The following is a 20,962-nucleotide window of genomic DNA, read 5'->3' on the forward strand; positions in this document are numbered from 1 at the left end:
ACCGATGGTCGAGCGTTGGACGTTGACGATCAAGAACTTCGATCGGGCCTCGCTCACTTTCTTCTATCGGTGTCGAAGCTTCGCCCCGGGTCATCCAGCGGTTGATCAAGTTCGCCGATGCTCAGCCCGCGTCTGGAGCAATGAAATGCGATGCGCTGCCAACGCTGAAGCCACCCCTGCTCCAATGCTTCGTACCGCCTCACCTCCGCCCGCAGCGAAGCAAGCGTTTCGTCAAAGTACGTACGCTCATCATCTTGCGAACGCGATCGGGAACGACGATCAGGCATCGACAGGGATCGTTTGGCTTCCTGATACGCACTTGCAATCTTCGGATGACGACTCAGTGCTTGCCGCGTAAATCCTGAAAACGCTTCAATCCTCTCCCATGTCAGTTTGACGCCGAGCTCCTTGTCTCGCCACCGCTCAAGCTCGGCGATGATGCTCGTCAACTTTGCAGCACTGATTTTCGAGTTAGCTCGGATCGCCTTCGGCATGGCCGCTCCCTTGGTCGATATAGCGCACAAGATCTACTTCCTCGAAGTTGAGCGGTGCCAATTGCATCATCAGCTGGTCGTACCGGATACGCAGGTGGCTCATCCAGTCCGGCTCAACCAACGCCTGTCCGTCGATCTGCTTCTGAACATTTTGCAGGCTGAGATAGACAACGGCCGCCTGTCTCTTGAGTTCGTCCGACCGTGACGCATCACGCTTCAGCCAGATGTACTCATCGCAATTCACCGTGCACTGCAGATGGCGCGAGCACGGCGCCATCTGGAAGTCGTGAATGCACATTCCCGGTCCGACATCGTGAACGGCATGGATGCGTGCAGTCAGGAATGTCTGTGCGAGCTCGACTGGCAGAACCTTCGCAATTTCCGTCACCGCACCGCTGATTTGGCCGTCCATGATGTCCGCCACTACTTGCGCAGCCTTTTGGGCGTGCGTCAGGTGCTGATATGCCTTTGTGTCGCCAGCATGCTTGCGCCCGAACCATTTGGTCTGCACGAGATCCGGTGCACCACCCTCGTCCAGTAGATGGTTTAGAAAGTGACGAAATCCATGCGAGCGAACGTTTATTTGGCCGCCACTACTGTCGGCGATCGCGTAACGCTCGAAAACAGAACCAACGACTCCACGCCCAGTCAGGAAGTCCCGCACGTTCTGGTCAGTAATGGGACGGGCCGCGTAGGTCAGCGTCGTCCGAGTGCCACGGTGCATCTGATTTGTGTAAGCAACGCAGAGCGCTTCATGAAGCGCAAGGCCGCGACCGGGTGTGCCGGGTATGGTGGGCGATGCCCAGTGGTCGCCCCGAATTCCTTGAAGCAGCGCCTCGCGACTGATCCGAATATTCTTCGCGACAACGGTGTAAGTGATGCGCCGAGCTTTCAGGAACTGCGCAACCGCTTTGCTGCGCAATCCCAGTATCGCGGGCAACGAAGTTCCAACAATTTCCGCCTGTAATGGTAAGGCGGCGAGTAGCTCACCCGACTCATGGAACGAGCGGGCTATTTGGCGCGCTCCCTGCGTCACCGCCCACAGCTCGATCAATGCTGCTTCGACGACCTCCTCGGTCTCCGTCAGCAGCGGTTTGGTAAGCCACTCGACGGCCACATCGTCGGCACGCCCCTTCAGGCGCGCATAGCGCAGATTTGTGCTGCCGTCTTCCGCAGGGGAGATGGGATTCTCCGGTAGGGTCAGCATTTCGCCGATGCGCAGCCCGGTGCAGACCATTACCGTTGCAATCAGAATCATAATGCGATCGGCACTGACCGGATCATGTGGCGGTGCGTCACGTGGGATCTGCTGATAGAGGTAGCCGATCGCGCGGATGGCCTCCTCATCTGGTAGCTGACTCCGTTGCCCGACCTGCTGTGCTAAGTCGTCGATACGATCAGGCGTCGTTGATTTCGGACGGGATTTGCGTCGACAGCGCCAGTCGAGTCGTATCCGGCACAAACCGTTGCGATCCAGTGCATCGGCGAACTCCTCCATGTGACCAACGACCTTGTATGCCGTTGACTCCCTCTCGCGCTCGAACAGCCTTGCAGCGGCAGCATCCAGATGATTCGCCGTCAACTGGCTGATGTCATCGTCTCTATCTGCCAATGCATCGAACACATAGCGCGAAGCCCGGATGAACACCATGTGACTGTTTGCCGACTGCCCCCGTTGACGATGCCGCTGGCATATAAGCGACTTCATGACATCCCCAAACGCCCTCCCAAATGGCGCCCCGGGTATCCGTGGCACGCGGCTATGCTGCGTGAACAGCAGACGCTGCGCCGGTCGGTCTGCTTTGTAACCACGGGTGCGGTGCAAGTAGGCCAACGACACATCCCAGACTGTGCTGTCCCATTCCACGCCCGGGAACGGGACTAAGACCTTTGCTTTGTCTACTAGCGTCTCACGGTTGACGATCCAGTTATCCGACAGCTTGCCAACCGCACTGGCAAGCGCCGCCATCGATTTACGCTTTCTTGCGACGCCCGCAGACATATTCGTCGACCTCTCGGATCACTTGCGCAACCGCGTAGATGACATCATCCAACTGGATCGACAAACGCGCGCCGTATTTCGTTTGACGGTGCTTGCGGCCCGCGAGCAGTTCGCTCAGCACCGCCTGATGGTCGGCTTCCAAGTAAGGCTGGAACTTTGGACAGAGGTAGCACGAGAACGGCGGATCAAGGGCACAAAGCTGATCCTGTCCGCAGGCTCCGATCTCAACCGGCTGTACCGCCGATATATCCCCAACGAACTGGATGCACTTCGTTGGATCAGGGCCGCTCACGGCAGACTCGGATGACGGTACCAGCGTTCCACGAAACAGCCTCATCAGCGGCCCCATCTTCAGCGCGGCCGCCCGATCGAGAATCTTGGTCAGGCGTCGCCCCTTCAAGGCGTAATAAACCTGAACGTGCTGCGTGTCGGAGTGATCAAGCATGGCGGCAAGCACTCTCTTTGACACACCCAATTCCACCATTGTCGTCGCGAACGTATAGCGCAACCGACGGGAAGTAACATGAAGAGCCTGCCCCGTACGTGGGGAAAAAAGATTCATCCGAGCGGCAAACCGTTTTATCAACAGGCGGAATTCATCGACTTTAATGTGGTAGCCGTATTCACCGACGCCGGTGTCCTGACACCAACGATCAAAATTCTCGCGCATGAAGATAGGCCGGGGGTGATCGCCACAATCAACCATTTTGTTCGCATCAAGAAGCGTCCGCAAGAAGCCCGCCAGTTCGTCGCTCACGCGCTCCTCGATAAAGGCCTGCCTGGCACCAACACCCGGCTTCTTAATTCTGGGAATTGAGAGCGTCCATTGCTCCGGCACGTCAAACCCTGCAAGCACATTCCTAAAGTCTGTTTCCCGCAGCAGGCAGAAGTTGGACGGATTGCGACCGTACGCAAGACTGAGCGCGACTGCCGCGCGCTGCATTACGTGCTGACGCGCCGTCGATACATCCTCCAGCAGCGCGCGACGAAGAATCGTCACTTCGGTATCCCAGAGCGGACCGCACTCCTCATCCTCGAGTTCAACCGCAAGACGCGACGGTCGCGCGGGAATTCGAACTTCATCGAGTTCGAGAGCGAATTCCTCGTCGAAACCGAGGCAGTCCAACATTTCCGATGACCAAAGATACCAATGGCGCAGGACGTAGAAGTCGACCATTGCTTTCCGTACTCGCAGGCCCTGAATTGCCCTTTCCATCTGGGCGCGCAGCGCCGTTCGCATACGCACTGGATCAGTAATCTCGGCCAGCCCTGGCCACATATGTTGCCCCCGTTCTGAGACGGGATCGCGAAGCGCATCGACAATGGTGCGGAGACCGTTCGCCACGGTTCGGCCAGCTTGTTGAGCAAGCAGCAGCACGGCCCATCGCCGCAGCGCATAGCTCACAATCGCGTTGCAGTCGGCAAAGCTGGACCAGTCGACGGCTATGTGCTCAGTCGCCACATTAAACTTCCATACCGTGCCATGGAGGTCCATTCGACGTCCATCCCGGTCAACAACGAAATCCGGCAACGCTGGAAGGCCGTACCGCCGCAGGTGTTCCACCATAGCTTGGTTCACGTCGCTGTTCGTCATGCGTCGCTCCGGAAGATTGACCTGCCAAGGGACGCAGCCTGGTAGCTCAGGCTGATCTCACACGATTCGCGCCGGATGGCCGCATCGATATACGGCATCACTGAGTCGGCCGAGCGCCAGCCAAAGAAGTACATCATGTCCTTGTCGATTCGCTCCTCGTCCAATCCATTGCGCAAGCCAGCCTCGCGGAAGTTGGTCGCACATGTGCTGCGCAGGCAATGCGGGTGCAGACCTTCGAATTCAGGATGAACAATTGCGATCTGATCAAGGAGACCATTCACGCGCGCAAGGCTCATCGGTTGTCCGCCTCGACTTAGAAATAGGAACGGGCTCCTGCCGGCTCCTGGGATATTTCGGCGCGTCGTGCAGATGTAGTCGTTAAGGTACCTGGCTAGCGATGTGTTGCACGGTAGAAGTCTCGACTCGGTCTTGACTTGCGGCTCGTTGATCCGGGGATCACTTGGATCGTCGGGCGATCTCTTCACACGGATTTCGGGAATAGCGCGAGACAAGTGGCAGTCCGAAACCCGAAGCTTGAGCAACTCCCCCCGACGCACACCGAGCATTGCCATCATCAGCACGATCAGGAAGTTGCGCTGCCGATACGGCTTTTTCCATGGATTCTCGCGAGAGTCAGGATGGCAGATCCGCAATAGTCGTTGCTGTTGATCTGTCGACAGCGGCGTCGCATGAGTCGAAGACTCGACGCGCACGCGCCCCGCTGTTGAGAAGCTACGCTCAATGAACGTCAACCTCTCTCGCATTTCGCGAATTTCTGGGCTACCCACTGGCATCGCGAACATCGCGCACTCGAGATGCCACCTGACACACTGCGAAACGACGTTCAGACGAAACGCTACGGTGCTCGGCGAAACGATGAGCTTGCGAACTTTTCGGGTTGTCTGGAAGTTGCGCCGCAACCAGGGGTAAAGCTGACTGACGATCTCGTCCTGACTCAGACCTTCGCCAGAAACTAGACGCGTCTCCAGCGGAAACGCCTCTGCCAACGCCCAAGCCCATATATAACCGAGAGCGCGCAACGTCTTGATGAGACTGTTGACAGACAGCCTGGGACGCAGGTGCTTGATGAGATACGCGTTAATCCATGGCACCGGTTGCCTTTCCGCATCAAGCAGGATTGGAAGGCGCTCCCCTCCTGGATGCAGAACCGTAACCACGTGAAATCGCACTTGCATGCGTCTCTCCTTGATGCTGCCGACTCAAGGTACGCAATGTTTACGACTTTTTCATGGCAACGCCTGAGGAAGCCCGCGCCTCAGGATGGCTAACACCGAAAGTTGACGATATGCGTTATCAGCGAAAAATCGTCTGCCGCCGCGGTACCCCTCCGGCAAATGTTGCGGGTCAAGGAACGCTCTGAATCCCAGATATATAAAGAAAAACCCCACCAAAAGGCGGGGTTGATCTTTACATTTCTCGGATACGGGAAATCAGAACGGAATATCGTCGTCCATCTCGTCGAAGCCGCCGCCTGCCGGCGCGCTCGGACGGCTCTGGCCGCCGCCACCCGCACCGCCACGCGCTGCGCCGCCGGCACGGCCACCGCCGCCACCGCCGCGCTCCGCCTGCTCGCCGCGACCGCCGCCACCACCACCACCGTAGCCGCCGCCGTAACCGCCTTCGTCACCGCCGCCACCGCCGCCGCCCGAACCGCCGCGGCCGCCGAGCATCTGCATCTGTTCGGCGACGATCTCGGTCGAATAACGATCCTGGCCGTCCTGGCCCTGCCACTTGCGCGTGCGGATGCGGCCTTCGATATAGACCGACGAACCCTTCTTCAGGTATTCGCTGACGATTTCCGCCAGACGGCCGAAGAACGCGACGCGATGCCACTCGGTCATTTCCTTGAAATCGCCGCTTGCCTTGTCCTTGTAGCGGTCGGTCGTCGCGAGACGGATGTTCGCAACCGCGTCGCCGCTCGGCAGGTAACGGACTTCAGGATCGGCGCCGAGGTTGCCGACGAGGATGACCTTGTTGACGGATGCCATGTGTTTCTCCAGTAAATTCGATGCCGGGCCGCCCGCGCGTATCGCCGGAACGGCCCGCCGGGCAGGCCGGCGCGCTGCCGATGCCTGCCCGAAACAAGATTCAGGCCTTGCGCGGCGGCGCTTTCATGCTGGCCGCGATTATAAGCCACGCGGCAACGAGCCCCGAGCACGTATAAAACACCGTGTTCGCGCCGCCGTGCTTCAGCAGCCAGCCGCCCACGATGCCGCCGAGCGCGAGCCCGATCGACTGCGTGGTGTTGTAGACGCCCGTGGCCGCGCCCTTGCGCGAACCCGGCGCGAGCTTCGACACGAGCGACGGCTGCGACGCTTCCAGGATGTTGAACCCGAGGAAGTACACGAAGAGAATCGCCGCCACGATCACAATGGTATGCGGTGCGCTGCCGAGCAACAATTGACCGATCAGGATAGCCAGAATGCCGCCGAGCAGCACCGGCTTCATCTTGCCCCGTTTTTCCGCGACGATGATCGCCGGCACCATCATGATGAACGCGAGCCCCATCACCGGCAGGTAGACCTTCCAGTGCGCGGCGACCGGCAGCCCGCCGTCCACCAGCAGGCGCGGCACGACCAGGAACAGCGCCGTCTGCGTCGCATGCAGCACCAGCACGCCGAAGTTCAGGCGCAGCAGCTCGACGTTGTGCAGCACCTCGGCGAACGGCGCGCGCACGTGCACGGGCTTCGCCGCGTCGGGCACGACCCACAGCACGACGCCGATCGCGAGGATCGACAGCACGCCGACGATCGCGAACAGCCCGCTCATCCCGACCCAGTGGAACACGATCGGCGCGCCGACGATCGCGACCGCGAACGACACCCCGATCGAGCCGCCGACCATCGCCATCGCCTTCGTGCGGTTCTGTTCGGAGGTCAGGTCGGCGATGAACGCGAGCACCGCCGACGACACGGCGCCCATCCCCTGGATCACGCGGCCGACGATGATCCACGTGATGTCGTGCGCGAACGCGGCGACGAAGCTGCCGAGCGCGAAGATCACGAGGCCGGTGACGATCACCGGCTTGCGGCCGAACTTGTCGGACGCCCAGCCGTAGAAGATATAGAACAGCGACTGCGTGACGCCGTAGGCCCCGAGCGCGAGCCCGACGAGCAGCACGTTGTCGCCGCCCGGGATGGTTTTCGCATAGACCGAGAACACCGGCATGATCATGAACAGGCCGAGCATGCGCAGCGCGAAGATCGCCGCGAGCGACGTGGTCGCGCGCAGTTCGGGCGCAGTCATGCGGGAAGACGTGGCGGACGGATTGGACATCGGGAATGAATTTCGAATGATCGGAATGTCCGCCCGGCGGCGGGCGGCGGAAGATCAGGACCGGCGGCCTGGCGGCCTTTCGGACGACACGTCGGGGCCGGATGCGGGCGGCCTGCGGGCCGCGCGGAACATGCGGCGCGACCGCTTTTCCCGGCGCAGGTGTCGCCTTGCTGCCACCTGCTGTAAAGGCCAGGGGCCGTAAACGACGGTCTCGAAAAGCCGTTATAGTAGCAGGTTTGGTTCCCTCCATTTCGCCAGGTTCATGGAACAGATCCGTATCCGTGGGGCACGCACCCACAACCTGAAAAACGTCAATCTCGACCTGCCGCGCCACAAGCTGGTCGTGATTACCGGGCTGTCCGGGTCGGGCAAGTCGTCGCTCGCGTTCGACACCCTTTATGCCGAGGGCCAGCGCCGCTACGTGGAAAGCCTGTCCGCGTACGCCCGCCAGTTCCTGCAGCTGATGGAGAAGCCCGACGTCGACCTGATCGAGGGGCTGTCGCCGGCGATCTCGATCGAGCAGAAGGCGACGTCCCACAACCCGCGTTCGACCGTCGGCACGGTCACGGAAATCCACGACTACCTGCGACTTTTGTACGCACGCGTCGGCACGCCGTACTGCCCCGACCACGACATCCCGCTCGAGGCGCAGAGCGTGTCGCAGATGGTCGACGCGGCGCTCGCGCTGCCCGAGGAAACCAAGCTGATGATCCTCGCGCCCGTCGTCGCGAACCGCAAGGGCGAGCACGCCGAGCTGTTCGAGGAGATGCAGGCGCAGGGCTTCGTGCGCTTTCGCGTGCGCTCGGGCGGCGGCGCCGCGAACGAAGGCGTCGCGAAGATCTACGAGGTCGAGTCGCTGCCGAAGCTGAAGAAGAACGACAAGCACACGATCGACGTCGTCGTCGATCGCCTGAAGGTGCGCCCGGACATGAAGCAGCGGCTCGCCGAATCGTTCGAGACGGCGCTGCGCCTTGCCGACGGCCGCGCGATCGCGCTGGAAATGGATACCGATCGCGAGCACCTGTTCAGCTCGAAGTTCGCGTGCCCGATCTGCTCGTACTCGCTGCAGGAGCTCGAGCCGCGCCTGTTCTCGTTCAACAACCCGATGGGCGCGTGCCCGGAATGCGACGGCCTCGGCCAGATCACGTTCTTCGATCCGAAGCGGGTCGTCGCGCACCCGTCGCTGTCGCTGGCCGCCGGCGCGGTGAAGGGCTGGGACCGCCGCAACCAGTTCTACTTCCAGATGCTGCAGAGCCTCGCGGCGTTCTACGAATTCGACATCGACGCCGCGTTCGAGGATCTCCCCGAAAAGATCCGCAAGGTGCTGCTGTTCGGCTCGGGCAAGCAGACGATCCCGTTCTCGTACATCAACGAGCGCGGCCGCACGACGATCCGCGAACACGTGTTCGAAGGGATCATCCCTAACCTCGAACGCCGCTACCGCGAGACCGATTCGGTCGCGGTGCGCGAAGAGCTGTCGAAGTACCAGAACAACCAGCCGTGCCCGTCGTGCGACGGCACGCGCCTGCGCCGCGAGGCGCGCCACGTGCGGATCGGCACCGGCGACCACGCACGGGGCATCTATGAAATCAGCGGCTGGCCGCTGCGCGACGCGCTCGGCTATTTCGACGGGCTGACGCTCGACGGCGCGAAGCGCGAGATCGCCGACAAGGTGATCAAGGAAATCGTCGCGCGCCTGACGTTCCTGAACAACGTCGGCCTCGACTACCTGTCGCTCGAGCGCAGCGCCGAGACCCTGTCGGGCGGCGAGGCGCAGCGCATCCGGCTCGCGTCGCAGATCGGCTCGGGGCTCACGGGCGTGATGTACGTGCTCGACGAGCCGTCGATCGGCCTGCACCAGCGCGACAACGACCGCCTGATCGCGACGCTCAAGCACCTGCGCGACCTCGGCAATTCGGTGATCGTCGTCGAGCACGACGAGGACATGATCCGCACGGCCGACTACGTCGTCGACATGGGCCCGGGCGCGGGCGAGCACGGCGGCGTCGTGGTGGCCGAAGGCACGCCGAAGCAGGTTCAGTCGAATCCGCAGTCGCTGACCGGCCAGTACCTCGTCGGCAAGCGCGTGATCGAGTATCCGGACGAGCGCATATCGCCCGATCCGGAGCGGATGCTGCGCATCGTCGACGCGCACGGCAACAACCTGAAGCACGTCGATCTCGAACTGCCGGTCGGCCTGCTGACCTGCATCACCGGCGTGTCGGGCTCCGGCAAGTCGACGCTGATCAACGACACGCTGTATCACGCGGTCGCGCGCCACCTGTACGGCTCGGCCGCCGAGCCGGCGCCGCACGAGGCGATCGAGGGCCTCGAGCACTTCGACAAGGTGATCAACGTCGACCAGTCGCCGATCGGCCGCACGCCGCGCTCGAACCCGGCCACGTATACGGGCCTGTTCACGCCGATCCGCGAGCTGTTCTCGGGCGTGCCGACGTCGAAGGAGCGCGGCTACGATCCGGGCCGTTTCTCGTTCAACGTGAAGGGCGGCCGCTGCGAATCGTGCCAGGGCGACGGCGTGCTGAAGGTCGAGATGCACTTCTTGCCGGACGTGTACGTGCCGTGCGACGTGTGCCACGGCAAGCGCTACAACCGCGAAACGCTCGAAGTGCAGTACAAGGGCAAGAACATCAGCGAAGTGCTCGACATGACGGTCGAGCACGCGTACGCGTTCTTCAGCGCGGTGCCGGTCATCGCGCGCAAGCTGAAGACGCTGCTCGACGTCGGCCTCGGCTATATCCGCCTCGGCCAGTCGGCCACGACGCTGTCGGGCGGCGAGGCGCAGCGCGTGAAGCTGTCGCTGGAGCTGTCCAAGCGCGACACCGGCCGCACGCTGTACATCCTCGACGAGCCGACCACCGGCCTGCACTTCCACGACATCGCGCTGCTGCTCGAAGTGATCCACCGGCTGCGCGACCAGGGCAACACGGTCGTGATCATCGAGCACAACCTCGACGTAATCAAGACGGCCGACTGGGTGATCGACCTCGGCCCCGAAGGCGGCGCCGGCGGCGGCCAGATCATCGCGCAGGGCACGCCCGAGCAGATCGCGAAGACGAAGGCGAGCTTCACCGGCAAGTACCTCGCGCCGCTGCTCAAGCGTCCGACCCGCAAAGTCGCGGCCGGCTGACGCCCGTTCGCCCTTCCCCGCGCGCGGCCGCCCGGCCGCGCGCCCGTCGAGGGCGATCGCGCCCCCTCGTTTTCCCTTCTGCGTTTACACCATGCGCCAAACGGCCCGTTTGCGGACCATAATGGCAGCTATACTTTACGGCCGTAAGGTTCGTCATCCGCACCAATCCGGTGCGGCGCCGGGCGACCCGCGCTCTGCCGCGTGCCGCGCGGCACGACCCAGGGACAACAGGAATCCACGATGGAGAAGCAACAAGAGTCGCGCGATACGCAGAACCGCGAGCCGCACCTGCGCAGCGTGCGGCTGACGAGCGACTTGAGCCTGCCGAAGCTGTCGGCGCTCGAGATCGGCAGCTATCTCCTTGCGCTCGTCATGATGTGGCTCGTCCTCGAGCTCAAGCTGCTCGGCGGGATGCTGGCCGGCCTGCTCGTCTATCAGCTGATCCACACGATCGCACCGGTGATCGAACGCCACACCACCAGCATGCGCGCGCGCTGGGTCGCGGTCGTACTGCTGTCGATCGCGATCGTCGGCGCGCTCACCGGCCTGACGCTCGCCATCATCGAACACTTCGAGCACACGGTGCCGAACCTGCAGAGCCTGCTCGGCCAACTGATGCAGATCGTCGAGCAGACCCGCGCACGCACGCCGTCCTGGATCGCCAATCTGCTGCCCGTCGACGTCGAACAGATGAAGACGAAGGCGGCCGTGCTGATGCACTCGCACATGGACCAGCTCCAGCAAAGCGGCAAGAGCGTCGCGCGCGGCTTCGGCCACGTGCTGTTCGGGATGATCATCGGCGCGATGATCGCGATCGGCGTCGAGCAGGGCAAGGCGCGCCGGCCGCTGTCGACCGCGCTCGTCACGCGCGTGTCGCGCTTCGCCGACGCGTTTCGCCGCATCGTGTTCGCGCAGATCAAGATCTCGGCGATCAACGCGGCCTTCACCGGCATCTACCTGCTCGTCGCGCTGCCGATCTTCCATCAGCGGCTGCCGCTGTCGAAAACGCTCGTGCTCGTCACGTTCATCGTCGGCCTGCTGCCCGTGATCGGCAACCTGATCTCGAACACGCTGATCGTCGCGGTGTCGCTGTCGGTCAGCATGGGCACCGCGATCGCGTCGCTCGCGTTCCTCGTGGTCATCCACAAGCTCGAATACTTCCTGAACGCGAAGATCATCGGCGGCCAGATCGAGTCGCGCGCGTGGGAGCTGCTGCTCGCGATGCTGATTATGGAAGCCGCGTTCGGGCTGCCGGGCGTGATCGCCGCGCCGATTTTCTATGCGTACCTGAAACGCGAGCTGTACCTGCTGCGGCTGATCTGAAGCCGCCCGCTCGCCAACGGCCATAAAAAAACGCCGCGCCCGTGAATGAAGGGCGCGGCGTTTTCGTTTGCAGAGCCAGCCTGTCGCGGCCGACGGATCAGCGGAACACGACCGTCTTCGTCCCGTTCAGCACGATCCGGTGCTCGACGTGCCACTTCACCGCCCGCGCGAGCGTCACGCATTCGACGTCGCGGCCGATCGCGGTCAGCTGGTCGGGCGTCATGCTGTGGTCGACGCGCTCGACTTCCTGCTCGATGATCGGGCCTTCGTCGAGATCGGTCGTCACGTAGTGCGCGGTCGCGCCGATCAGCTTCACGCCGCGGTCGAACGCCTGGTAGTAAGGCTTCGCCCCCTTGAAGCTCGGCAGGAACGAATGGTGGATGTTGATCGCGCGCCCGGCGAGCTGCGCGCACATGTTCGGCGACAGGATCTGCATGTAGCGCGCGAGCACGACGAGATCGGCCTGATGCTCGTCGATCACTTCCAGCACGCGCGCTTCCTGCGCGGCCTTCGCGGCATCGGACGAGCCGCCGATCAGCGGGAAGTGATGGAACGGAATGTTGTAGCTCGCGGCGAGCTGGTAGAACTCCTTGTGGTTCGACACGATCGCCGGAATCTCGATCGGCAGCTGCCCGGTGCGATAGCGGAACAGCAGATCGTTCAGGCAGTGGCCGATCTTCGACACCATGATCACGACGCGCGGCTTCACGGCCGCATCGTGCAGCTCCCAGCGCATCGAGAACTGCTCGGCGAGCGGCGCGAATTCCTTGCGAAGCGTGTCGAGCGCCGACGCGGCATCCACGCCGCCGCCGTCCTGCTCGAAGTGCACGCGCATGAAGAACTCGCTGGTGCGGCTGTCGCCGAACTGCGCGGAATCGAGGATGTTGTTGCTGCGCTCGAACAGGAAGCCCGAGACCGCATGGACGATGCCGTGCCGGTCGGGGCACGACAGTTTCAAGATAAAGCTGTGATCGGTCGGCATGACCGCTACTCCCATTGTTTCCGTATTCGTCAAATTGGCCGTTCGCGCCGCACGGCGCACGTCGCTGTGCACGTCACGCAGCCGGCACGAACAGCGCGTCGATGCCGGCCGCGTCGGCCGCCGCAATCCAGCGGTGGCGCAGCAGCGTGTCGAGCGTCGCGAGGCTCGCATCCATCGTCGCACGGCCTTCGCGCAGCCAGCCGATCACCTCGGGCACGCCGGCCAGCAGGTGCTCGGCCACTTCGCCGTCCTGGTTGCGCGGCGCGAAGTCGTGCGGCAGCGGCAGGTCGTACACGAAGATCAGTTCCGACTGCGTGCCTTCCGGCAGCGCGTTCAGCACCTGCACCGTGCGGCCCGCGATCGCGCGCGCCGACAGGTCGGCCGGAATGCCGGCTTCTTCCCAGCACTCCTTCGCGAGCGTCTCGTGAACGCCCAGCCCCCAGCCGATACCGCCGGCGACGACGTTGTCGAGCATGCCGGGGTCGGTGGCCTTGGTCGCGCTGCGGCGGCCGAGCCACATCTTCGGCGTCGCCGCAGCGGTCGGCTCGCCCGGCGCAACCGCATATTCTACGATGCCGTTCACGTGCACCGCATAGGTCTGCGTGCCGAAGAAGCGCGACGCCGCGCGCTCGATGTAGGCGAGCGGCGGATCGTCGAAGCGGTTGCGGATCGCGTAGATCTCGTCGCGCCAGCCGGGAATCGCGCCTTCGGCCGCGAGCGCGCCGATCGCGCTGGCCAGCGCCATGCTGCGCGCGTCGACCGAATCGTAGCGCGCCGACAGCACGACCCGATCGGCGGTCAGTTCGAACACGTCGGGCCAGCGCGCGAGCTTCGCGACGTCCTGGCGGCGCACCCAGCCGACCGCCTGGCCGGCGATCTCGAAGCGCAGGTGCGCGGCCGGATCGAAGCGGCGCGCGGCCGCGATGCACGGAAACGTCATCGCGCTAAGTCCTTCAGCGCGACGCGGATGCCGATCGCGATGAACGTCGCGCCGGCGATCCGGTCGAGCCACACGCCGGCTTTCGGGCGGCGCTTCAGCCACGCGCCGATCATGCCCGCGCCGACGCCGAACAGCGAGAAGACCGCGGCCGTCTGCAACATGAACAGCGCGCCGAGCTCGAACATCTGGAGCGTCACGCCCTGCGCGCCGTGCGGATCGACGAACTGCGGCAGGAACACGACGAAGAACAGCGTGACCTTCGGGTTCATCAGGTTGCCGATCACGCTCTGCCGGAAAATCGTGGCGAGCGGCTGCGGCGGGCGCGCATGCGCGTTCGCGAGCCCCTGGCTGCGCAGCGCCTTGATGCCGATCCACACGAGGTACGCGGCGCCCGCGAGCTTCAGGATCTGGAACGCGACCGGCGACGAGCGCAGCACGGCCGCGACGCCGAGCGCCGCGAGCGTCGTGTGGAACAGGATTCCGGCGGTGAAGCCGAGCGCGGCGACGAAGCCGGCCGCGCGGCCCTGCGAGATGCCGCGTGCGAGGACCTGCAGGTTGTCGGGACCCGGCGCGAACGTGATCGCGATCGACGTGGCGAGAAACAGCATGAAGTTGGGCATCGTGACCTCGCTGCGGAATGTGACCCAAGCGTGAATCAAGGCAAGCCGCGACGGCCGGCCCCGACGGGCCGGCGTTCAATGGCCGGCGAATTCGGTAACGGTATAGACGGGCAGTCCGGCGTTGCGCAGCAGCGTCGAGCCGCCGAGATCGGGCAGGTCGATGATCGCCGCGCCTTCGACGACCTCCGCGCCGAGCCGCTCCAGCAGGTTGCGTCCCGCCATCATCGTGCCGCCGGTCGCGATCAGGTCGTCCATGATGATCACGCGATCGCCGGGCTTGCACGCATCTTCGTGGATCTCGACCGTCGCGCTGCCGTATTCGAGATCGTACGATTCCGAACGCGTCTTGTACGGCAGCTTGCCGACCTTGCGGATCGGCACGAAGCCGACGCTCAGCTCGTAAGCGACGATCGGCGCGATGATGAAGCCGCGCGCGTCGAGGCCCGCGACGTAATCGAGCTTCGCGTCGACATAGCGTTCGACGAACAGGTCGACGAGGATGCGCAGCGCCTTCGGGCTCTGCAGCAGCGTCGTGATGTCGCGGAACTGCACGCCCGGCTGCGGCCAGTCGGGCACCGTGCGGATCTGGCTGTGGATGAAGGCGACCGGATCGAGCGGTGCGCCCGGCGACGAATGCGGCATGAAACTCTCCGAAAAAAACGGTGCGCGAAGATCGGGCACCGTTTCTGATCAATACGGGTCGGGTCGTGAATCGCGGCTCACGCGGCCGCGGCCGGCGGGTCGCGCCGATGGCGCGACAACCGCTCCTCCGCGAGCGCGAGCGCCTCGGGCAGCCCGCGCAGCACCACGATGTCGCTCGCGCGCAGCTTGGTCTGCGGATCGGGTTCGACGCCGCGGATGCCGTGCCGGCGGATCGCCGTGACTTCCAGCCCGAGCGCGTACAGCCCGAGTTCTTCCAGCGAACGCCCGACCGCGTCCGCGCGCGCATCGACCGGCACCGATTGTAGCCGCACCTGCTCGTGATCGTCGTCGTCCGCATCGTCCGCGCCGCGGAAATAGCCGCGCAGCAGGCTGTAGCGCTCGTCGCGCATCTCCTCGACGCGCCGCACGACCTTGCGCATCGGCACGCCGACCAGCACCAGCGTGTGCGACGCGAGCATCAGGCTGCCCTCGACGATCTCCGGAATCACCTCGGTCGCGCCGGCCGCGAGCAGCTTCTCGAGATCGGCGTCGTCGACGGTACGCACGATCGCGGGCAGCGTCGGCTCCAGCTCGTGCACGTGATGCAGCACGCGCAGCGCCGACGGCGTGTTCGCATAGGTGATCGCGACGGCCGCCGCCCGGTGGATACCGGCCGCGAGCAGCGATTCGCGGCGCGCGGCGTCGCCGAACACGACCGATTCGCCGGCCGTCGCGGCCGCGCTCACACGATCGGGGTCGAGGTCGAGCGCGACGTACGAAATGCCTTCCTGCTCGAGCATGCGCGCCAGGTTCTGGCCCGCGCGGCCGTAGCCGCAGATGATCACGTGGCCGCGCTGCTTGAGGCTTTGCGTTGCGATCCGCGTCATCTGCAGCGACTGCTGCATCCATTCGGTCGACGACAGCCGCATCACGATGCGGTCCGCGTTCTGGATCAGGAACGGCGCGGCGAGCATCGACAGCAGCATCGACGCGAGAATCGCCTGCAGCAGCGTCGAATCGACGAGGTGCCGGTCGAGGATCAGGTTCAGCAGCACGAAGCCGAATTCGCCGGCCTGCGCGAGGCCGATGCCGGTGCGCATCGCGACGCCCGGCGTCGCGCCGAACAGCCGCGCGAGCCCGGCGATCATCGTCGCCTTGAACAGGATCTGCCCGACGAAGAAGCCGAGCACGATCAACGGATGCTCCCAGATCACGCGCGGATCGAGCAGCATCCCGGTCGTTACGAAGAACAGGCCGAGCAGCACGTCGCGGAACGGCTTGATGTCCTCCTCCACCTGATGGCGGAACGGCGTCTCGGAAATGAGCATCCCCGCGATGAACGCGCCGAGCGCGAGCGACAGGCCGAAGCGGTCGGTGATGAACGCGGCGCCGAGCGTGACGAGCAGCAGGTTCAGCACGAACAGCTCCTGCGAGCGGCGCCGCGCGACCACGTTGAGCCAGCGCGTCATGAAGCGCTGGCCGATGACGAGCAGCAGCGCGAGCGCGATCACGATCTTGACGGCCGCGAAGCCGAGCGTGAGCGCGAGGTCCTTCGACGATTCGGCGCCGAACGCGGCGATCACGATCAGCAGCGGCACGACCGCGAGATCCTGGAACAGCAGCACGCCGAAGATGTTGCGGCCATGCTCGGTCTCGATCTCGAGCCGCTCGGCGAGCATCTTCGACACGATCGCCGTCGACGACATCGCGAGCGCGCCGCCGAGCGCGATGCTGCCCTGCCACGTAATGTGCACCCAGTGCTCGAACAGCGCGCCGAGCACGAGCGCGAGCACGAGGGTCGCGACGACCTGCAGCAGGCCGAGCCCGAACACGAGCCGCTGCATCGACCTCAGCTTCGCCAGGGAGAATTCGAGGCCGATCGAAAACATCAGGAACACCACGCCGAATTCCGCGAGGTGCTCGGCCCGTTCGAGATCCGCCGCGACGCCGAATGCGTGCGGGCCGACCAGGATGCCGACGGTCAGGTAGCCGAGCATCGGCGGCAGGTTCAACGAGCGGAATACGACGACGCCCACCACCGAGGCCAGCAGCAGCAGCAGGGTCATTTCGAGCGGGGAAATCACAGGCGAAGCGTCCTCGTTCGTCGGGGCCACGGCAAGGCGGGCGCGGGTGGTGGCGGTGGACAGGCGGCATCGGACGAGTCCGAAGCGCGGCGCGGCGAACAAACGCCTTTGCTATACTCCGCGCATGATAGCGAAAATCAATGATGATCGGGCGCTCGCGCTCGCCCGCGACGTGCTCGACATCGAGGCGGACGCCGTGCGCGCGCTGCGCGACCAGCTCGACGGCGGCTTCGTCGAGGCCGTGTCGCTGCTGCTCGGCTGCCGCGGCCGCGTCGTGGTTTCCGGGATCGGCAAATCGGGGCATATCGCCCGCAAGATCGCGGCCACGCTGGCCAGCACCGGTACGCCGGCCTTCTTCGTCCACCCTGCCGAGGCCAGCCACGGCGACCTCGGGATGGTCACCTCCGACGACGTCTTCATCGGCATCTCCTATTCCGGCGAATCGGAAGAACTCGTCGCGATCCTGCCGCTCGTGAAGCGGATCGGCGCGAAGCTGATCGCGATCACGGGCCGTGCGGAGTCGAGCCTGGGCACGCTCGCCGACGTGCACCTGAACGCCGCGGTGTCGAAGGAAGCGTGCCCGCTGAACCTCGCGCCCACCGCGAGCACGACCGCCGCGCTCGCGCTCGGCGACGCGCTCGCCGTCGCCGTGCTCGACGCGCGCGGCTTCGGCTCGGACGATTTCGCGCGCTCGCATCCGGGCGGCGCGCTCGGCCGCCGCCTGCTCACCTACGTGCGCGACGTGATGCGCTCGGGCGACGACGTCCCGTCCGTCGGGCTCGATGCCACGCTGTCGGACGCGCTGTTCCAAATCACCGCGAAGCGCCTCGGCATGACGGCCGTGGTCGACGCCGGCGGCAAGGTCGCCGGCATCTTCACGGACGGCGACCTGCGCCGCGTGCTCGCCCGCGACGGCGACTTCCGCACGCTGCCGATCACCGAAGTCATGACGCGCAACCCACGCACGATCGCGCCGGATCACCTGGCCGTCGAGGCCGTGGAACTGATGGAGCGCCACCGGATCAACCAGATGCTGGTCGTCGATGCCGACGGCGCGCTGATCGGCGCGCTGAACATGCACGACCTGTTTTCGAAGAAGGTGATCTGATGAGCGCAGCGCTGACTGCGGCCGAACGCGCGAGCCGCGTGAAGCTGATGATTTTCGACGTCGACGGCGTGCTGACCGACGGCGGCCTGCTGTTTACCGCGGCCGGCGACGCGATGAAGTCGTTCAATTCGCTCGACGGCCACGGCGTGAAGCTGCTCGGCGAAGCCGGCATCGCGACCGCGATCATCACGGGCCGCCGCTCGGAGATCGTCGCGGCGCGCGCGAAGGAGATGAAGATCGCGCACCTGTTCCAGGGCGTCGAGAACAAGCTCGCCGTGTTCGCCGACCTGATCGCGTCGCTCGGCCTGACGGCCGACGCATGCGGCTACATGGGCGACGACTGGCCCGACCTGCCGGTGCTGCTGCGCTGCGGCTTCGCCACGGCTCCCGCGAACGCGCACCCCGAGGTGATCGCCCGCGCGCACTGGGTCGCCGAGGCCCGCGGCGGCCACGGCGCCGTGCGCGAGGTCTGCGATGCGATCCTGCGCGCGCAGCGCCGCTACGACGCGCTGCTCGCCGCCGCCTGCGGAGCCTGACCGATGAGTACGCATTTCCGTTGGACCCAGATGCTGCCGCTCGCCGCGGTCGCCGCGCTCGCGGGCGTCACCTGGTGGCTGCTGCAGGCCACGCTGCCGCCGCCCGGCGAGGGCGTCGCGCAGCCGAAGCGCCACACGCCCGATTATTTCGCGGACAACTTCTCGGTCACCGAACTCGACCAGACCGGCACGACCCAGTACCGGCTGACGGCCGCGAAGCTGGTCCATTACGAAGACACCGAAGGCAGCGACCTGACCGATCCGGCCATGCGCGCGTTCCAGCCCGGCAAGCCGGTCGTGACGACCACCGCGAAGCGCGGCACCGTCAACGGCGACGTGTCGATCGTCGATTTGTACGACGACGCGCGCATCCTGCGCGCGGCCGGCGGCGGCGATCCGCAGATGCAGGCCGATTCCCAGCATTTCCGGATCTTCGTCAATGACGATGTGATCCAGACCGAAAAGCCGGTTAAACTTCAGCGCGGCCTGTCGCTCGTCAACGCGACCGACGGCATGAAGTACAACAACGTCACCCGGGTCATCGAGCTTTACGGCAACGTGCGCGGCACGATTGCCGCCGCGGACACGTCCGGCGGCTCGAAAGGTCAACCCAAGTGACGCATCCCTCACGTGACTGCATGAACGAACCGTTCCCTCGACTGATTTCCGGCGGCGCTGCGCGCGCCGTCCGCGCCGCGCTCGCCGCGACGCTCGTGGCGCTCCCGCTCGTCGGGCTGGCGCCGCTCGCCCATGCCGAGAAGGCCGACCAGAACAAGCCGATCAACGTCGAGGCCGACAACCTGACCTACGACGATCTGAAGCAGGTCACGGTCGCGACCGGCAACGTCGTGATCACGAAGGGCACGATCATCATCAAGGGCGATCGCGTCGAAGTACGCCAGGACCCGGAAGGCTATCAGTATGCGACGTCGTTCGGCAGCGGCAAGAAGCACGCGACGTTCCGCCAGAAGCGCGAAGGCCTCGACGAATACATCGACGGCGACGCCGAACGCATCGACTACGACGGCAAGCAGGACCTGACCACGCTGACCACCGCCGCGACCGTGCGCCGCCTGCAGGGCACGTCGACGGTCGCCGACACCGTGCACGGCAGCGTGATCACGTACGACGGCCAGCGCGACTTCTACACCGCGAAGGGCGGCAAGGACGTCGCGGCGCCGGGCAACCCGAACGGCCGCGTGCGCGCGATGCTGTCGCCGAAGAACGGCGGCCCCGCGCCGCTGAACGGCGCGCCGGCCAAGCTGTCGCCGTCGACCACGATCCAGGGAGCACCGGGCCAATGAACGCGCTCCCGAACCGCCAGCCGGCCGGCACGACGAGCTCGCTCGTCGTCCGCAACCTGAAGAAGCGCTACGGCTCGCGCACGGTCGTCAAGGACGTGTCGCTCGACGTGAAGAGCGGCGAAGTCGTCGGCCTGCTCGGCCCGAACGGCGCCGGCAAGACCACGTCGTTCTACATGATCGTCGGCCTCGTGCCGACGGACGCGGGCGAAATCTCGCTGAACGGCAGCTCGATCGGCCTGCTGCCGATCCACAAGCGCGCGTCGCTCGGCCTGTCGTACCTGCCGCAGGAAGCGTCCGTGTTCCGCAAGCTGACCGTCGAGCAAAACATCCGCGCGGTGCTCGAGCTGCAGTACGGCGAAGACGGCAAGCGACTGTCGAAGGATGCGATCTCGTCGCGCACCGAAGCGCTGCTCGACGAGTTGCAGATCGGCCACCTGCGCGAGAACCCCGCGCTGTCGCTGTCGGGCGGCGAACGACGCCGCGTCGAAATCGCGCGCGCCCTCGCGACCAACCCGAGCTTCATCCTGCTCGACGAACCGTTCGCCGGCGTCGACCCGATCGCGGTGCTCGAGATCCAGAAAATCGTCAAGTTCCTGAAACAGCGCAACATCGGCGTGCTGATCACGGACCACAACGTCCGCGAAACGCTCGGCATCTGCGACCACGCGTACATCATCAGCGACGGGTCGGTGCTGGCCGCCGGCGCGCCGAGCGAAATCATCGAAAACGAAAGCGTGCGCCGCGTGTACCTCGGCGAACACTTCCGCATGTAACGCCCTCCTCGTGGCTGGCTGCACCCCGCCCGGCATCGCCGCGCGGGGCTGCGCCCCGCTTTGCATCCACGCCCGCGGCCCTGCCCGCGGCCGGGCGGCGCGCCGCGCGTAATCG

The 20,962-nt window shown here is 64.9% G+C and carries 18 protein-coding genes; 7 read left to right on the forward strand and 11 right to left on the reverse strand.

Going from position 1 to position 20,962, the window contains the following annotated elements; all coding sequences use genetic code 11:
* Positions 1–53: 53 nt before the first annotated feature.
* The 6 genes from CFB89_RS14525 to CFB89_RS14550 all read right to left on the reverse strand — a co-directional run bounded on the left by CFB89_RS14525 (position 54) and on the right by CFB89_RS14550 (position 7,387).
* The gene (locus tag CFB89_RS14525; protein WP_080311425.1) at positions 54–494 is read right to left on the reverse strand and encodes a hypothetical protein; all 441 of its coding nucleotides are present in this window, start codon (positions 492–494) and stop codon (positions 54–56) included.
* Positions 472–2,463 (reverse strand): integrase, encoded by a 1,992-nt coding sequence (locus CFB89_RS14530; protein ID WP_256979673.1) that lies wholly within the window; start codon positions 2,461–2,463, stop codon positions 472–474. Before CFB89_RS14530 ends, CFB89_RS14525 begins: the two co-directional genes overlap by 23 nt.
* 4 nt (positions 2,464–2,467) lie before the next feature.
* Positions 2,468–4,090, reverse strand: a complete 1,623-nt coding sequence (locus CFB89_RS14535; protein WP_089468471.1) for a site-specific integrase — start codon at positions 4,088–4,090, stop codon at positions 2,468–2,470.
* Positions 4,087–5,286 (reverse strand): site-specific integrase, encoded by a 1,200-nt coding sequence (locus tag CFB89_RS14540; RefSeq protein ID WP_089468472.1) that lies wholly within the window; start codon positions 5,284–5,286, stop codon positions 4,087–4,089. Before CFB89_RS14540 ends, CFB89_RS14535 begins: the two co-directional genes overlap by 4 nt.
* Positions 5,287–5,541: 255 nt before the next feature.
* On the reverse strand, positions 5,542–6,099 hold the full coding sequence (locus CFB89_RS14545; RefSeq protein ID WP_089468473.1) for a single-stranded DNA-binding protein: 558 nt from the start codon (positions 6,097–6,099) through the stop codon (positions 5,542–5,544).
* Between the two features lie 100 nt (positions 6,100–6,199).
* Positions 6,200–7,387, reverse strand: a complete 1,188-nt coding sequence (locus tag CFB89_RS14550; RefSeq protein ID WP_089468474.1) for an MFS transporter — start codon at positions 7,385–7,387, stop codon at positions 6,200–6,202.
* 262 nt (positions 7,388–7,649) lie between these two features.
* On the opposite strand from CFB89_RS14550, the gene uvrA reads away from it, so the two are divergent.
* Together uvrA and CFB89_RS14565 are read left to right on the forward strand one after the other, a co-directional pair.
* Entirely contained in the window at positions 7,650–10,535 is a 2,886-nt protein-coding gene (gene uvrA / locus CFB89_RS14560) for an excinuclease ABC subunit UvrA (protein ID WP_089468475.1), read from the forward strand.
* Between the two features lie 240 nt (positions 10,536–10,775).
* Complete coding sequence (locus CFB89_RS14565) at positions 10,776–11,858, forward strand: AI-2E family transporter (RefSeq protein ID WP_179233441.1); 1,083 nt, start codon at positions 10,776–10,778, stop codon at positions 11,856–11,858.
* 97 nt (positions 11,859–11,955) lie between these two features.
* Here CFB89_RS14565 and purU read toward each other — a convergent pair whose 3' ends face one another.
* The 5 genes from purU to CFB89_RS14590 form a co-directional block, all read right to left on the reverse strand.
* Positions 11,956–12,840: a formyltetrahydrofolate deformylase gene (gene purU / locus CFB89_RS14570; RefSeq protein ID WP_089468476.1), complete on the reverse strand. Its 885-nt coding sequence runs from the start codon at positions 12,838–12,840 to the stop codon at positions 11,956–11,958.
* A gap of 73 nt (positions 12,841–12,913) precedes the next feature.
* On the reverse strand, positions 12,914–13,780 hold the full coding sequence (locus tag CFB89_RS14575) for a DUF4743 domain-containing protein (RefSeq protein ID WP_089468477.1): 867 nt from the start codon (positions 13,778–13,780) through the stop codon (positions 12,914–12,916).
* A complete protein-coding gene (locus CFB89_RS14580; protein ID WP_089468478.1) occupies positions 13,777–14,400 on the reverse strand; it encodes a LysE family translocator in 624 nt (207 codons plus the stop codon). The genes CFB89_RS14575 and CFB89_RS14580 overlap by 4 nt, the downstream gene beginning before the upstream one ends.
* Positions 14,401–14,475: 75 nt before the next feature.
* The gene (locus CFB89_RS14585; protein ID WP_089468479.1) at positions 14,476–15,042 is read right to left on the reverse strand and encodes an adenine phosphoribosyltransferase; all 567 of its coding nucleotides are present in this window, start codon (positions 15,040–15,042) and stop codon (positions 14,476–14,478) included.
* A 77-nt stretch (positions 15,043–15,119) separates the two neighbouring features.
* On the reverse strand, positions 15,120–17,126 hold the full coding sequence (locus CFB89_RS14590; RefSeq protein ID WP_012329236.1) for a monovalent cation:proton antiporter family protein: 2,007 nt from the start codon (positions 17,124–17,126) through the stop codon (positions 15,120–15,122).
* Positions 17,127–17,250: 124 nt separating this feature from the next.
* On the opposite strand from CFB89_RS14590, the gene kdsD reads away from it, so the two are divergent.
* From kdsD to lptB, 5 genes are read left to right on the forward strand one after another with little or no spacing between them, the layout of a single operon-like run.
* The gene (gene kdsD / locus CFB89_RS14595) at positions 17,251–18,234 is read left to right on the forward strand and encodes an arabinose 5-phosphate isomerase KdsD (protein WP_089468480.1); all 984 of its coding nucleotides are present in this window, start codon (positions 17,251–17,253) and stop codon (positions 18,232–18,234) included.
* On the forward strand, positions 18,234–18,770 hold the full coding sequence (locus CFB89_RS14600; protein ID WP_050014885.1) for an HAD family hydrolase: 537 nt from the start codon (positions 18,234–18,236) through the stop codon (positions 18,768–18,770). Before kdsD ends, CFB89_RS14600 begins: the two co-directional genes overlap by 1 nt.
* Before the next feature lie 3 nt (positions 18,771–18,773).
* On the forward strand, positions 18,774–19,388 hold the full coding sequence (gene lptC / locus CFB89_RS14605) for an LPS export ABC transporter periplasmic protein LptC (RefSeq protein WP_012329238.1): 615 nt from the start codon (positions 18,774–18,776) through the stop codon (positions 19,386–19,388).
* 20 nt (positions 19,389–19,408) lie between these two features.
* Positions 19,409–20,074, forward strand: coding sequence for a lipopolysaccharide transport periplasmic protein LptA (gene lptA / locus CFB89_RS14610; protein WP_050014883.1), 666 nt, complete (start codon positions 19,409–19,411; stop codon positions 20,072–20,074).
* Positions 20,071–20,847, forward strand: coding sequence for an LPS export ABC transporter ATP-binding protein (gene lptB, locus CFB89_RS14615; RefSeq protein WP_089468481.1), 777 nt, complete (start codon positions 20,071–20,073; stop codon positions 20,845–20,847). The genes lptA and lptB overlap by 4 nt, the downstream gene beginning before the upstream one ends.
* Positions 20,848–20,962 lie beyond the last annotated feature (115 nt).

Source organism: Burkholderia sp. AU16741 (genome assembly GCF_002223345.1).
Lineage (GTDB): Bacteria > Pseudomonadota > Gammaproteobacteria > Burkholderiales > Burkholderiaceae > Burkholderia > Burkholderia sola.

Coding starts and splice junctions, on each gene's coding strand:
- CFB89_RS14525 (WP_080311425.1), bottom strand. CDS start 494: ATGCCGAAGGCGATCCGAGCTAACTCGAAAATCAGTGCTGCAAAGTTG.
- CFB89_RS14530 (WP_256979673.1), bottom strand. CDS start 2,463: ATGGCGGCGCTTGCCAGTGCGGTTGGCAAGCTGTCGGATAACTGGATC.
- CFB89_RS14535 (WP_089468471.1), bottom strand. CDS start 4,090: ATGACGAACAGCGACGTGAACCAAGCTATGGTGGAACACCTGCGGCGG.
- CFB89_RS14540 (WP_089468472.1), bottom strand. CDS start 5,286: ATGCAAGTGCGATTTCACGTGGTTACGGTTCTGCATCCAGGAGGGGAG.
- CFB89_RS14545 (WP_089468473.1), bottom strand. CDS start 6,099: ATGGCATCCGTCAACAAGGTCATCCTCGTCGGCAACCTCGGCGCCGAT.
- CFB89_RS14550 (WP_089468474.1), bottom strand. CDS start 7,387: ATGTCCAATCCGTCCGCCACGTCTTCCCGCATGACTGCGCCCGAACTG.
- uvrA (WP_089468475.1), top strand. CDS start 7,650: ATGGAACAGATCCGTATCCGTGGGGCACGCACCCACAACCTGAAAAAC.
- CFB89_RS14565 (WP_179233441.1), top strand. CDS start 10,776: ATGGAGAAGCAACAAGAGTCGCGCGATACGCAGAACCGCGAGCCGCAC.
- purU (WP_089468476.1), bottom strand. CDS start 12,840: ATGCCGACCGATCACAGCTTTATCTTGAAACTGTCGTGCCCCGACCGG.
- CFB89_RS14575 (WP_089468477.1), bottom strand. CDS start 13,780: ATGACGTTTCCGTGCATCGCGGCCGCGCGCCGCTTCGATCCGGCCGCG.
- CFB89_RS14580 (WP_089468478.1), bottom strand. CDS start 14,400: ATGCCCAACTTCATGCTGTTTCTCGCCACGTCGATCGCGATCACGTTC.
- CFB89_RS14585 (WP_089468479.1), bottom strand. CDS start 15,042: ATGCCGCATTCGTCGCCGGGCGCACCGCTCGATCCGGTCGCCTTCATC.
- kdsD (WP_089468480.1), top strand. CDS start 17,251: ATGATAGCGAAAATCAATGATGATCGGGCGCTCGCGCTCGCCCGCGAC.
- CFB89_RS14600 (WP_050014885.1), top strand. CDS start 18,234: ATGAGCGCAGCGCTGACTGCGGCCGAACGCGCGAGCCGCGTGAAGCTG.
- lptC (WP_012329238.1), top strand. CDS start 18,774: ATGAGTACGCATTTCCGTTGGACCCAGATGCTGCCGCTCGCCGCGGTC.
- lptA (WP_050014883.1), top strand. CDS start 19,409: ATGAACGAACCGTTCCCTCGACTGATTTCCGGCGGCGCTGCGCGCGCC.
- lptB (WP_089468481.1), top strand. CDS start 20,071: ATGAACGCGCTCCCGAACCGCCAGCCGGCCGGCACGACGAGCTCGCTC.